We start from the raw sequence: 13136 nt of genomic DNA, 5'->3' as shown, positions 1-13136 counted from the left end.
GTATAAATAGGGGACTGACTGCTTTTCTGACTAAATCAGCGTTTCATGAAGTCCCTCTCCATTTACCTTCGAATACTTACGGTGGTTGTTCTCTGCGGCCCGGCGCTGCAGGCTCAGGACAAGCCCATCACTGCAGCCACCAAACTGCCCGCCCATCCGCGTATCCTGATGCTGGCTGGCGAAGAAGCGACCATTCAGCAGACCCTCCGCGCCGATAAAACCTGGAACGGCCTGCACCAGGCGATGCTGGCCGAATGCGACAAGCTGATCGCGGTAGCCCCGGTAGAACGGATTCAGATTGGCCGGCGGCTGCTCGATAAATCGCGCGAGGCCCTGCGCCGGCTCTTTCTGCTATCATACGCCTGGCGAACGACCAAACAGCGGCCGTACCTGGAGCGGGCCGAGAAAGAACTGCTCGCCATATCGGCCTTCAGCGACTGGAACCCGTCACATTTTCTCGACGTGGCCGAAATGACCATGGCCGCCGGGATCGGTTATGACTGGCTCTACAACGATCTGTCGGCCGCGTCCCGAACCGCCATCAAAACGGCCATTCTGAAAAAAGGAATCGAACCCTCGCTCGACAGCCGTTACAACAGCTGGCTGAAAGCAACGCACAACTGGAACCAGGTCTGCAACGCGGGTATGGCCTATGGCGCCCTGGCTATCTACGAAGATCAGCCCGAGCTGGCCCGTACGATCCTGAACCGCTCTGTCGAAACCATCGTCCTGTCGATGGGCGACTACGGTCCCGACGGCGCCTATCCCGAAGGATACGGCTACTGGGGGTACGGTACGAGCTTCAACGTTATGTACATCAGCGCTATGGAGAAAGCCTTCGGTCGCGATTTTGGCCTGTCGAACCAGCCCGGCTTCCTGAAAACGGCGGAGTATATGGCCAATATGACGGGACCGACGGGCAGCTCGTTCAACTACTCCGACGCGGGTACGGGCGGTAGCCTGCAGCCGGCCATGTTCTGGTTCGCTACGAAAACGAAGAATCCGTCGCTGCTTTGGGTAGAGCGGGGGCGGCTGCTGACGGAAGACCCCGCCCGCCAGGTCAGAGACCGGCTGCTGCCGGCCATCATGCTCTGGAACGGGGGCATACGGGTCAACTCCATTCCGGCGCCCGCGTCGACGCTGTGGATCGGCAAGGGGAAAAACCCGGTGGCGCTGATGCGCTCGTCCTGGACCGATCCGGCGGCTGTTTATGTCGGGATGAAAGGCGGGTCGCCGTCGGTTAACCACGCGCATATGGATGCCGGTTCGTTCGTGATGGAAGCCGATGGCGTTCGGTGGGCTATGGACCTGGGCATGCAGGATTACAACTCGCTGGAGTCGAAAGGCATCAAAATATGGGGTAAGGAGCAGGATTCGCAGCGCTGGGAGGTCTACCGCTACGGCAATGCCGTACACAATACCCTCACCGTCAATAATGGTCTGCAGCGGGTTGACGGCTACGCGCCCATTACCCGCTCATCGGGATCGGCCGGGTTCATGCACGCCACGACCGACCTCAGTTCGCTCTACAGCGGCTCACTGGCCAAAGCCAGCCGGGGTATTGCGATCGTTGACCAGGATTATGTGGTGGTGCGTGACGAAGTCGAAGCCGCTGCCAGTCCGGCTACCATCCGCTGGACCCTGCTCACAACGGCTGCCGTAACCGTAGTCGGAAACAACCGCGCCGAACTGACCAAAAACGGGAAGAAACTCATTGTTCAGGTGCAGGAACCGGCCGCCGTGACGCTAAAAACCGCCCCCGCCGAACCAAACCACGACTATGATGCGCCCAACCCCGGCACAACTCTGCTGACCTTTGAGGTACCCGTAGCGGCCGGTGCTCAGGGTGTCCTGACCGTGTCGCTGCTGCCCGAGCGGGCGGCTGCCAAATCGGCCCGGCCCGTACAACCGCTTCAACAGTGGCCATAACCTAAACCTATCTTGTAACCTCCCAAGTCTATGTTGACATTCCTTCGCAAACCCGCTTTCGTTTTACCGGCTCTGCTGTTGCTGGCTGGTAGTGTTGCCATGATTCCCCAGGCCAAAGAGCCGCTCGGCGTTGGAACGAAGCCTCCCAAAGGCGCCGATATCCTGTTCGACGGGAAGCGGCAGACCCTCGACGATAAGTGGACGTACTGGCAGGGACCGCGTCTGGCAGCTACGCTCCCCATCAAATGGTTTCTCGTGCCCGACCCCGCGGGGAAAGGCATGGTGCTGAATACCAACGACCCGGCCGGCGCAGGCGGCAAGTACGGTGCCGCTGACATCGTGACGAAGAAGAACTACCGCGATGCGCGTATTCACGTCGAGTTTTTCATTCCGGAGCCGGGCGGTAATAGTGGCGTTTATCTCCACAATCGGTACGAGATTCAGGTGTTCGACGGCGACACCACCTCCCACGGTATGGGCGCGGTCATCAACGAAACGCCCTCGCCTTATTACGCTTACAACGGCGTCGGCAAGTGGAATGCCTACGACATCATGTACCGCGCTCCGCGTTTCGAAAACGGGAAACTAACCGAGCGGCCGCTGGTAACTATGTATTTCAACGGAAAAAAAGTGCATACCAACCATGCCATCAAACAGGTTTGGGGCGGGCCCAACTCGGGTATCGACGGCGGTAACGATGGCGGAAAAGGCATCACCGAAACCCCCGGTGGGCTGAAACTACAGGCCGAAGGGCATAACGTGCTGTACCGCAATCTCTGGATCAAGGACATGGATCTGGCCAAAGCCGACACTGATTTTTAAGCGACCAGTCTGATGATGAGGTTTTCAGTGCCGGGTCTGGCTCTCGGCTTTTTTCTGGTGGTTGGTCAGCTCCTGGCTCAGCCCGCTACGCCCCTCAGCCGGCTGCGGGTTCAGGGTAACGCCTTCGTTACGGCCGACGGGAAGCCGGTGGTTTTTCAGGGTCTGAATGCCAGCGATCCCGATAAGCTGGAAAAGAGTGGCCACTGGGACCGGTCGTATTTTGAAGAGATGAAACGCTGGGGCGCTACCATCGTTCGGTTTCCGGTTCATCCGGCTGCCTGGCGCAACCGGGGTAAAGCTCAGTACCTCCAGCTGCTCGACAAAGGCGTGGCCTGGGCCGGTGAACTGGGGCTGTACGTGGTCATCGACTGGCATACCATCGGTAACCTCAAAAACGAGATGTACCAGAACCCCATGTACGAAACCACCCGCCGGGAAACGTTCGAGTTCTGGCGGACAATAGCCGATCATTACAAAGACAACACGACCGTTGGTTTTTTCGAACTCTTCAACGAGCCTACCGTCATGGGCGGCAAACTGGGTACCTGCAGCTGGGCCGAGTGGAAAGCGCTGATGGAAGAAACCATCACTATTATCCGGGCCAACGGCGGCAAAGCGATTCCGCTGGTGGCGGGTTTTAACTGGGCCTATGACCTCCGGGACGTTGCCGGCAGTCCGATCAATGCCGAGGGAATCGGCTACGTGAGCCATCCGTATCCGATGAAACGCGAAAAGCCCTGGGAGGATAAATGGACGGCCGACTGGGGCTTTGTGGCCAAGAAATACCCGCTGATCCTGACCGAAATCGGCTTCTGTGGTCCCGACGACAAAGGCGCTCATGTGCCGGTCATCAGTGACGAATCGTACGGCGACGCCATCACGCGGTACTGCGACGCGAACGGCATTTCGTACATCGTCTGGGTGTTCGACCCGCAGTGGGCTCCCATGCTCTTTACCGACTGGACCTACAAACCTACCCGCCAGGGAACGTACTTCAAAAAAGCCCTGCAACAGCAGGCAACTCGCCGGTAATGCGCTTGCCGGGTTGTGTTTGTGGATAATATATCCCGTTTGTATATCGTATATCCCGGCATGAATGCCGGGCCTATTCATGATTCGCCCCGGTCCGGATTCCGCTCAGGGCGAGGTATGACTAGTATCGGCATTTATGCCGATGCCGTATTCGTGGATGATATATCCCGGCATGAATGCCGGACCTATTCATCGGTAGCCCTCAATGCGAACCCTGCCGTTTGGGTTCATGACTAGCATCGGCATTTATGCCGATGCCGTATTCGTGGATAATATATCCCGGCATGAATGCCGGACCTATTCATAGACAGCCCTCAATGTGAACCCTGCCGTTTGGGTTCATGAATCGCGTCGGTATTTATGCCGACGCTTTTTTTCGAACGGGTATTTTTCCGTCGAAGATCTGCTGCCATTGCCAGTTCGTTTTACCTTTATCCCGTTGCAGGATGAAAAGCGGCTGGTTCAGCTTAACCCGGTCTTTGGCGTAGAAAGCGCCGTCGGTGGTGGAGCGGTAATAGACCTTCAGCGTGGTTGGGGTACCGGTTGCCCAGCACTCGAGGTGATAGAAGGTCTGGATGCCCTGCGCGTGTACGTCGCACAGGTTCATGCCCTTGTACTTGTCTTTCACGGTGATGGTATACGTGACGCCATCGGGGTGCTCACCCGACCATTTGCCCAGCCAGCTGTCTGTCGACTGAAAGCCGACGAGAAGGGCAGAGATGAGCAGAAAACCAGCAAACAAAGCGGAGCGAAGCATAAGCGTGGAGGTTTGGTGAGCAGATCGGGAGGCCGCCATCAGGAGTGGTTAAAAGCGTACCACATAAAGGCCACCATGATGGACTCGATAATCCAGACGTAGCGCGTGTCATAGCGGACAGCCCGCCGAACGAGCCAGTGGAGCCCAAGGGCGCCCGCCATGAGCGGAATGCCGAAGAAAAACTGGAGTACGTTATTCTCCTGCTTCATATCGACAAACCCATACAGAATCATGATCAGGCCCATCAGCGACAGCAGGACGAGTGGCGTAATCAGACCAAACAGCTTCGATAGATCCATCTGAACGATACCGTTGAGACCATGTGCGCCAGCCGTTGTAGAAGCCGGGCGTTATCGGCCAGTTCGCGAAACAAATGCTGACTATTTCATTTTAACATGAATACGCACTGGTTTGTTGGAGACGGGCGGTCGGTGGTCAGCCGACACTGGGGTTCGGTCGGCTGATCACCTTGGTCCGTGGAGACACGGACCAAGGTAGTTGTTACGTCCAGTAAGAGAATTTGCGTTTGGTGAAGATGGACTTGGGGATCATGGCATGAACGCCCAGTGTCTGATCAACCACCTGACTTACTTCAAAGTCGACACCGGTGCTGGCAATGGATAGAGCCTCGTTAAAGGTAAACCCCAACTCTTCTTTCATGAACGTGACGGCTTCCGTGAGCGCGTTTTTCATGGCTTTGTTGAGGTCTTTGTCGAGCCCGACGGCAATGAAGTGAGTGGGCGTTTCGGCACGGGGCATCTTCAGCGTTTTTCCTTTGTGCACAATGAATCGGGCCGTCAGGGTAAGGGACGTTTCGATAGCGACTCCGCTGACTTCGCCGTTACCCTGCGCGCCATGACCGTCGCCGGTGGTAAAGAGACCCCCCGGTACCGAGACGGGTAGAAAGAGGGTAGTGCCTTTGGTGAGGTGTTTGATGTCCAGATTGCCGCCAAAAAAAGCCGGTGGGATGGAGCTGACCCGGCCGGTTTCGGGGGGCGGAGACAGGGCCATAACGCCCATAAATGGTTTCAGCGGAATTTCGACTCCTTCTTTCAATACCGCCACCCGGCGTTTGCTGTCGTAGCGATAGACAAAGGTTTCGCGCGAGGTGACGGCGTCGGGGATACCTCCGCCACCGGGCCATACGCTGTTTACCCCGAAGCCAGCCGGGAACGTCAGGTCGAGGATGCGGATTTCCAGGGTGTCGCCGGGTTGCGCGCCGTCGATGTAGATAGGGCCGGTCAGCATATGGCCGCGAATGCCGGAGGGCTCGGGCTTCACATTCTTCATGATGGCGATCACCTCCTTCGCGTGGGCGTCGATGGGCAGGTTGTTCTTCGTGTAAAACTCGTCCGGATTGGTGCGGCTTACGCCCGATGGATTGACCGTCTGAATCTCGACCACATCGCCGTCTTTCACGGTATAAACCGTGGGTACATCGGCCCCGAAGTAGCCCCATACCATATTTTCGGGCAACGACCGAATTACGTGGTCGGGCTTGATGGCGGTGGCTGGAGAAGCCGGTAAGGGCGACTGGCTGGTCAGCAGCGGGCTGGCACCGGCCGGCAGCGCAGCCACCGATAAAGCCGCCAGACCGCGCTGGCCGGTTCGGCGTAAAAAATGACGTCGGGACGTTTTCATCAGGTTGTCTGGTTTGTAAAGGGGGAGACGCTTCTAAGATAGAAAATAGACCGCGCCCGGGAAAGCCCGACGGGGCCTGAACAGCTACATTTGCCCCCATGAGCGCACCTTCATTCCTGCTGGTCGGCATAACCGACGGCAGCCCCCAGAGTCAGGACATACCGACGCTGGCGGCTCTGTTAGCTAACGGGCTTGACTTTCTGTACTGGCGTTCGGCCGTGCAGGAAGCCTCGCCGGACAGGTTACCGCCCGATAAACAGGCCTCGGTGCTGCTGTCGGCCAGCCGGCCCGATGCGGTTCGCCCTCCGTTCCGATGGCATGTGAAAGAAGCCGACCGGCAGTGGCTGACGGGCCGCGAAGCTGCTCCGTTCTCGACCAGTATTCATCACCTTAGCGAGTGGGCAAACCTGGCCGGGCGCGTTTCTATGGTCTTCTACAGTCCGGTGTTCGCCAGTATCAGCAAGCCTGGCTACGGCCCGTCGGTCAGCCTGGATACCATCGGGCGTCAGCTACTGGCCCTGCGCGAGCAGCATACCCAGTTGCCGCTGCTGATTGGGCTGGGAGGCATCACGGCCAAAAACGTAGCCCTGGTCAGACAGGCCGGATTTGACGGAGCCGCACTGATGGGTGGACTATGGCAGCAACCCGATCCGGTTGGGGCGCTGACCGAGATAAAGGCTTCCGTAGGTCGCTGACCGGCTTCGGCAGGCGTTCAGACCTCCGCGCAGGTTGACCACGTTCCGGTAGCCCCGCTGCCATAAAAACTGAACCGCCTGCCGGCTTCGCCCACCCGACTGGCAGTGAATAACAACCGGTCGATCGGCGGGTACCTGGGTGGGGTGTTGTAACAGATCGGCCAGCGGCAGCAGCTGCCCACCTATATTGTCCTGCTCGTACTCAGCCGGCTCCCGTACATCCAGCAACAGGGGCTTGTCGGTTCGCTGTAACCAGTCGGGCAACTCCTCCGGCCCGATCTCTGGCCACATGTCCGCACAAACCGGCACCGGCTCGGGCAGCGACTTCAGGGTTCGGTTGGCCGGATTAGCCGTAAACGAAAAGGTATCGAACGAGCAGGTCAGCGCGTTGAAAACCAGCACCGTTCCGCTGAGCAACGTGCCGATGCCCGTAAGGAGCTTGATCGCTTCGTTGGCCATCAGGCAGCCGGTCATACCGGGCAATACGCCCAGGACCCCTACCTCGCTACAGGTCGCCAGCTCACTCGCTTCGGGGTACAGGCAGCGGTAGGTAGGCCCGTTCTGGTAGTTGAAAACGCTGACCTGCCCTTCAAACTGGTAGATAGACCCAACTACCAGTGGTTTGCCCAGTAACACGGAGGCATCGTTGACCAGGTAGCGGGTTGCGAAATTATCGGATCCATCGATAATCAGGTCGTAAGGCGCCAGCAACTCCAGCGCGTTGGTCCGATCCAGAAATACGGCATGGGATATCACCTCAATATGCGGGTTCTGACGGGCCAGCCACCGGGCCGCTACGTCGGCTTTGGACTGGCCAATATGCTCGGGGGCGAAGAGAATCTGGCGCTGCAGGTTGCTGGCTTCCACCCGGTCGCCGTCGATGATGCCCAGCCTGCCCACGCCGGCAGCGGCCAGGTACTGCCCCACCGGGCAGCCCAGCCCGCCCGCGCCGATCAGCGCCACCCGTGCCTGCCGAAGCCGTTCCTGCCCGGCCAAACCGATTTCCGGCAGGCGGATGTGGCGGTTGTATCGGTTGATTTCTTCCGGAGTCATAGGGGCATAAACGTTTTATCCCAGTCTTTCCAGACTGGTTCGTATCCATGCTGCCGAATAACCGCTTCTATCTCGGCAGGGCTGCGCTCGTCGGAGATGGTAAACTGCTCCAGCGATTGGGGCTCCACGACGTAGCCGCCCGGATTCGTTTTCGAGCCCGCGCTCAGACTCGTGATGCCCAGCCGCAACACATGGTCCCGGAAGCGGGGTGTTTCGCGGGTCGAAAGCGAGAGCTCAACCTCTTCGTTGAACAGCCGGTAGGCGCAGATCAATTGCACCAGATCCCGGTCAGACATACACCGCTCGAACGACTTCGACGTTATGGCACCGTTTTGCCGAAGGTCGATCGGGCGCAGCCGCGGAAACGAAACGCTGTACCGGGTTTGCCAGTAGGTTCGTTCGAGATAATGCAGATGAGCGGCCGTAAAAAAGCTGTCGGTGCGCCAGTCTTCGAGTCCCAGCAGGGCGCCCAGGCCAATTTTGTGAATACCTGCCTGGCCGAGCCGGTCGGGCGTTTCGAGCCGGTAGGCAAAGTTCGATTTTTTGCCTTTCGGATGGTGATTTCTATAGGTGCTGCGGTTGTAGGTTTCCTGATAGACCAGTACCGTATTCAGCCCTTCGCTAATCAGCTCTTCGTACTCCGGCTGGTCGAGCGGCTGCACCTCCATCGAGATATGCGAAAACATTCGGCGCAGCAGCCGGATGGCCTGTTTGAGGTACGGAACCCCCACCGTTTGGTTGGCCTCGCCCGTTACCAGCAGGATATGTTCATAACCGAGCGCCCGGACGGCCTGCGCTTCCCGCAGTAGCTCCTCGGCGGTCAGGGTGCGCCGGGCAATCCGGTTGTCGAGGCTGAAGGCGCAGTACGTACAGATGTTCTGGCATTCGTTGGATACGTAGAGGGGCGCGTAGAGCTGCATCGTTTTCCCGAACCGTTTCTGCGTCAGCTGATGACTGAGCTGAGCCATCGGTTCCAGGTAAGGCTGGGCGGCCGGCGAAATCAGGGCTCTGAAATCATCGAGTGTGCGTCGACTAGTGGCCAGCGCCTGCTCCACCTGCCGGGGCGTCGTCGCGTAAATGTCACGCTGAACGGTTGTCCAGTCGTGGGCCTCAAACCAGGGTTTGGAGGTCATAGTTCGTCCAGGAAAGCGGTGAGTGGGCTGCTGGCGTTTGCGGTGGTTGCGGGGCGGGCCAGCCGGGCTTCGTAGGCCAGCCGACCGGCCTCAACGGCCATCCTGAAGGCAGTAGCCATGCGTACGGGATCGTCAGAAACGGCAATAGCGGTATTGACCAGCACCGCATCGGCCCCCAGCTCCATAGCCGCAGCCGCGTGCGACGGGGCCCCCAAACCTGCATCAATCACAACCGGAACCCGGCTTTGCTCAATAATTATTTTCAGGAAATCGATTGTTCGCAGCCCTTTGTTCGTACCGATCGGGGCGCCAAGCGGCATCACGGCCGCTACCCCAACTTCTTCCAGCCGCTTGCACAAAACAGGGTCGGCATGGATATAGGGCAGAACGATAAAGCCGAGCTTTACCAGCTCCCGGGCCGCGTTCAGCGTCTCGATCGGATCGGGAAGCAGGTATTTGGGGTCGGGGTGGATTTCGAGCTTTAACCAGTTGGTTTCGAGTGCTTCGCGAGCCATCTGGGCCGCAAAAACAGCTTCACGGGCCGTTCGTACGCCCGAGGTGTTGGGCAGCAGGCGCAGCCGGGAGTGGGTCAGGTGGACGAGGGTATCGTCCTGATGGGTATAGGCGTCTACCCGTTTCAGCGCTACCGTTACCAACTCCGTACCCGAGGCCAGGAGGGCCTCTTCCATCAGCTGGGTGGATCCGAATTTACCGGTGCCGGTGAACAGCCGCGATGAAAACGACTGGCCGGCAATGACGAAAGGCTGGGTGATCATGTCAGTGGAAAAGAGAGGGTAGAGAGTGAGAGCTGATCCAGAAAAAGGCGGGTCTGGCGGGCGGGGTCGCTGGCTCCGCTGATGGCCGACGATAGGGCGATACCGTGCAGACCGGTTTGCATCAGCGCGGGCACATCGGCCAGGGTAATACCGCCAATAGCAACAATGGGCACAGAAAGGAAGCGACTCTGCAAGGCCGACAGGATCGCCTGGTAGCCTGCCAGACCCAGAATGGGGCTGAGCTTTTCTTTCGTTGTCGTAAACCGAAACGGCCCCAGCCCAACGTAGTCGACGCCGTGCCGGTAGTGGGTCAGGATGGTGTCGAGCCTGTTGGCGGTGCCCCCGATCAGGAACCCATCGCCCAGGAGCGCCCGCGCGTCTGGCACGGGCATGTCGTCCTGACCCAGGTGTACGCCGTCGGCTCCGATATCGCCCGCCAGGATTGGGTTGTCGTTGATAATCAGCCGGGCGTTATGGTGCCGACAAACCGCGAGGGTATCCTGCGCTACTGCCTTCCAGTCGGCATAGGGTCGGTTTTTTAGCCGAAGCTGAATCCAGTCGACACCGGCGCGGCAGGCGATTTCGGCCTGTTCCGGTTGGGTGACGATATAGTGTAACTGGCTTATTTTCATGGGAGCGACTGGTGAAAGCCAAGCAAGCCGGGGCTACTGGCCAGGTATTGATTCATGTAGCGACGCGCCGTAGCGCAAGCCTCTGGTAGCGGTTGTCCTTTGGCCAGGCCCGCAGCAATGGCCGACGAGAGTACGCAGCCACTGCCGTGCTTTTCGCCATCCGGCAGGAACGGAGCCGGGAACCTGGCGATCTCCTGCCCATCCTTCAGCAACCTGTCGGTTGTTACGCCGTTGATCGGTTCCGCATGACCGCCTTTGAGATAAACCGGGCAATACACGCTGAGCGTCCTGGCGGCCCGGACGGCTTCATCCGTGGCGGCTAGCTGCTGCACCTCGGGCACGTTGGGGGTTAGCAGGCTCAGCCGGGGCAGTAGGGTCGACAGCAGCGTCTGGCTGGTCATCGCGTGGAAATCGAAGCCCGCGGAGGCTTTCAGGATTGGGTCCCAGATGATGGGCAGGCCGGGCCACGTTTGGGTTAGCCAGTCGGTCAGCTCCGCCAGCACCGGCAGCGACTGAACCAGGCCGATCTTGACGACCGAAACCGGGTAGCGGTCAGCCAGCGGCATACACTGGGCGATAATCGAATCCAGCGCGACCCACTCAACGGCCCTGAAATCGGCATCATGCTGCATCGTCAGGGCCGTACAAACCCCCAGGCCGTAGACCTCCAGAGCTTCCATAACTTTCACATCGGCCAGCAGCCCCGCTCCGGCACTGGGGTCGAGTCCGGCAATAGACAGTGCGTAAGGGCGTTCGTGCTGAACCGGTGGCCAGGTGCGCGATGCGGTCATAGGTAAAGCTGACTTCCCTGTTCGGCAAACTCCTTTGCTTTCACCTGCATAGCCTGATCGAGGGCGTCGGTATCGGCCAGGCCGTTCTGGTCGGCGTAGTCACGAACGTCCTGCGTAATCTTCATAGAGCAGAAGTTCGGGCCACACATCGAGCAGAAGTGGGCGGTTTTGGCGCCTTCGGCGGGCAGCGTTTCGTCGTGGAACTCCCGCGCCGTATCCGGATCGAGCGAGAGGTTGAACTGGTCCTGCCAGCGAAACTCGAAACGGGCTTTACTCAGGGCGTTGTCGCGGTACTGCGCCCCGGGGTGACCTTTGGCCAGATCGGCCGCGTGGGCGGCAATCTTGTAGGTGATAACTCCATCTTTAACGTCTTTTTTGTTCGGCAGGCCGAGGTGTTCCTTGGGCGTAACGTAACAGAGCATGGCCGTCCCGAACCAGCCAATCATGGCCGCGCCAATACCCGACGTAATGTGGTCATAGCCGGGGGCAATATCGGTTGTGAGCGGGCCGAGCGTGTAAAAAGGGGCTTCGTTACAGTCCCGCAGCTGCTTGTCCATGTTAGCCTTGATCAGGTGCATGGGAACGTGGCCGGGGCCTTCAATCATCACCTGAACATCGTGCTGCCAGGCAAGTTTAGTCAGCTCGCCCAGGGTTTCGAGTTCGGCAAACTGAGCCGCATCGTTGGCGTCGGCAATGGAGCCGGGGCGCAGTCCGTCGCCCAGCGAGAACGACACATCATAGGCCTTCATGATCTCGCAGATTTCGTCAAAATGCGTATACAGGAAGTTTTCCTTATGGTGGGCCAGGCACCACTTGGCCATGATGCTGCCCCCCCGCGAAACGATACCCGTCACGCGCCGGGCCGTCAGCGGAATATAGCGCAGCAATACGCCGGCATGAATGGTGAAATAATCGACCCCCTGTTCGGCCTGCTCGATGAGCGTATCCCGAAACAGCTCCCAGGTCAGGGCCTCGGCTTTCCCGTTTACCTTTTCAAGAGCCTGATAGATGGGTACCGTGCCGACGGGCACCGGACAGTTCCGGATGATCCACTCGCGGGTTTCGTGAATGTTCTTGCCCGTCGATAGATCCATCAGCGTATCGCCACCCCAGCGGCAGCTCCATACGGCTTTTTCGACTTCTTCGTCAATGCCCGACGACACAACCGAGTTGCCGATATTGGTGTTGATCTTGACCAGGAAATTACGGCCAATAATCATCGGCTCACTCTCGGGGTGGTTGATGTTGGCCGGGATGATGGCCCGTCCGGCGGCTACTTCCTGCCGAACAAATTCGGGCGTGATGTAGGGAGCGGGGGTGTTGGCGCCAAAGCTGTTGCCCGGGTGCTGTTTCCAGAGCGACGACTGATCATTGAGGGTATCGATCCGCTGATTTTCCCGAATGGCGATGTACTCCATCTCGGGGGTAATGATGCCGTTGCGGGCGTAATGGAGCTGCGTCACGTTCTGGCCCGCCCTGGCCCGCACCGGAAACCGGATGTGAGCAAACCGCAGGGCGTCCAGATCGGGGTTGGCCAGTCGCTGGTTGCAGTAGTCCGACGAAAACGACGTCAGCTGTTCGGTATCGCCCCGGTCCCGGATCCACGGTTCGCGCAATCGGTCCAGGCCAAGTTGCAGGTCGATGCTGGCGTCGGGGTCGGTATAGGGGCCGCTGGTATCATACACCGTTACGGGCGCGTTGGGCTGGCTGACTTTCCGGTTGCCCACCTGCGTGACCGTATCCGACAGGGTGATTTCGCGCATGGCCACGCGGATGTCGTAGAGTTGGCCGGGCACGTAGATTTTGCGCGAACCGGTCAGGGGCTGGCGCGTAATGGTCTGCTGCGAAGGCAGTTGTTCGGTTTTCTGGCTCATC

The 13136-nt window shown here is 59.0% G+C and carries 13 protein-coding genes; 4 read left to right on the top strand and 9 right to left on the bottom strand.

Annotated features, from left to right (window positions below):
* The first annotated feature begins 45 nt into the window (after positions 1-45).
* The 3 genes from EQG79_RS06120 to EQG79_RS06110 are packed head-to-tail and all read left to right on the top strand — an operon-like array spanning position 46 to position 3783.
* Positions 46-1929 (top strand): heparinase II/III domain-containing protein, encoded by a 1884-nt coding sequence (locus tag EQG79_RS06120; protein WP_129600644.1) that lies wholly within the window; start codon positions 46-48, stop codon positions 1927-1929.
* 30 nt (positions 1930-1959) lie between these two features.
* Positions 1960-2751: a 3-keto-disaccharide hydrolase gene (locus EQG79_RS06115; protein ID WP_077924021.1), complete on the top strand. Its 792-nt coding sequence runs from the start codon at positions 1960-1962 to the stop codon at positions 2749-2751.
* A gap of 12 nt (positions 2752-2763) precedes the next feature.
* Positions 2764-3783 (top strand): glycoside hydrolase family 5 protein, encoded by a 1020-nt coding sequence (locus EQG79_RS06110; RefSeq protein ID WP_240699283.1) that lies wholly within the window; start codon positions 2764-2766, stop codon positions 3781-3783.
* Between the two features lie 358 nt (positions 3784-4141).
* Here EQG79_RS06110 and EQG79_RS06105 read toward each other — a convergent pair whose 3' ends face one another.
* The 3 genes from EQG79_RS06105 to EQG79_RS06095 all read right to left on the bottom strand — a co-directional run bounded on the left by EQG79_RS06105 (position 4142) and on the right by EQG79_RS06095 (position 6181).
* The gene (locus EQG79_RS06105) at positions 4142-4540 is read right to left on the bottom strand and encodes a DUF5991 domain-containing protein (RefSeq protein ID WP_129600642.1); all 399 of its coding nucleotides are present in this window, start codon (positions 4538-4540) and stop codon (positions 4142-4144) included.
* Positions 4541-4578: 38 nt separating this feature from the next.
* Positions 4579-4839 (bottom strand): hypothetical protein, encoded by a 261-nt coding sequence (locus EQG79_RS06100; RefSeq protein ID WP_129600640.1) that lies wholly within the window; start codon positions 4837-4839, stop codon positions 4579-4581.
* 202 nt (positions 4840-5041) lie between these two features.
* On the bottom strand, positions 5042-6181 hold the full coding sequence (locus tag EQG79_RS06095) for an acetamidase/formamidase family protein (RefSeq protein WP_129600638.1): 1140 nt from the start codon (positions 6179-6181) through the stop codon (positions 5042-5044).
* A gap of 98 nt (positions 6182-6279) precedes the next feature.
* On the opposite strand from EQG79_RS06095, the gene EQG79_RS06090 reads away from it, so the two are divergent.
* Positions 6280-6876, top strand: coding sequence for a thiamine phosphate synthase (locus EQG79_RS06090; RefSeq protein WP_129600636.1), 597 nt, complete (start codon positions 6280-6282; stop codon positions 6874-6876).
* On the opposite strand, the gene moeB is transcribed toward EQG79_RS06090, so the two are convergent.
* Genes moeB through thiC form a run of 6 tightly spaced genes read right to left on the bottom strand, consistent with a single transcriptional unit; the run spans position 6814 to position 13135 of the window.
* Positions 6814-7929, bottom strand: a complete 1116-nt coding sequence (moeB, locus tag EQG79_RS06085) for a HesA/MoeB/ThiF family protein (RefSeq protein WP_129600634.1) — start codon at positions 7927-7929, stop codon at positions 6814-6816. The two genes, EQG79_RS06090 and moeB, sit on opposite strands and share 63 nt — an antisense overlap.
* The gene (gene thiH / locus EQG79_RS06080) at positions 7926-9062 is read right to left on the bottom strand and encodes a 2-iminoacetate synthase ThiH (RefSeq protein WP_129600632.1); all 1137 of its coding nucleotides are present in this window, start codon (positions 9060-9062) and stop codon (positions 7926-7928) included. Before thiH ends, moeB begins: the two co-directional genes overlap by 4 nt.
* The gene (locus EQG79_RS06075) at positions 9059-9838 is read right to left on the bottom strand and encodes a thiazole synthase (RefSeq protein WP_129600630.1); all 780 of its coding nucleotides are present in this window, start codon (positions 9836-9838) and stop codon (positions 9059-9061) included. Before EQG79_RS06075 ends, thiH begins: the two co-directional genes overlap by 4 nt.
* Positions 9835-10470, bottom strand: coding sequence for a thiamine phosphate synthase (locus tag EQG79_RS06070; protein ID WP_129600628.1), 636 nt, complete (start codon positions 10468-10470; stop codon positions 9835-9837). Before EQG79_RS06070 ends, EQG79_RS06075 begins: the two co-directional genes overlap by 4 nt.
* Positions 10467-11261 (bottom strand): hydroxymethylpyrimidine/phosphomethylpyrimidine kinase, encoded by a 795-nt coding sequence (locus EQG79_RS06065; RefSeq protein WP_129600626.1) that lies wholly within the window; start codon positions 11259-11261, stop codon positions 10467-10469. The genes EQG79_RS06070 and EQG79_RS06065 overlap by 4 nt, the downstream gene beginning before the upstream one ends.
* Positions 11258-13135 carry a phosphomethylpyrimidine synthase ThiC gene (thiC, locus tag EQG79_RS06060; RefSeq protein ID WP_129600624.1) on the bottom strand — a complete coding sequence of 626 codons (1878 nt, stop codon included), beginning with the start codon at positions 13133-13135 and terminating at the stop codon, positions 11258-11260. The genes EQG79_RS06065 and thiC overlap by 4 nt, the downstream gene beginning before the upstream one ends.
* Position 13136 lies beyond the last annotated feature (1 nt).

This window comes from Spirosoma sordidisoli, assembly GCF_004138325.1.
Classification (GTDB): Bacteria; Bacteroidota; Bacteroidia; order Cytophagales; family Spirosomataceae; genus Spirosoma; species Spirosoma sordidisoli.
The sequence above is the reverse complement of the archived record's forward strand: the minus strand, read 5'-3'. Positions and strand labels throughout refer to the sequence as shown.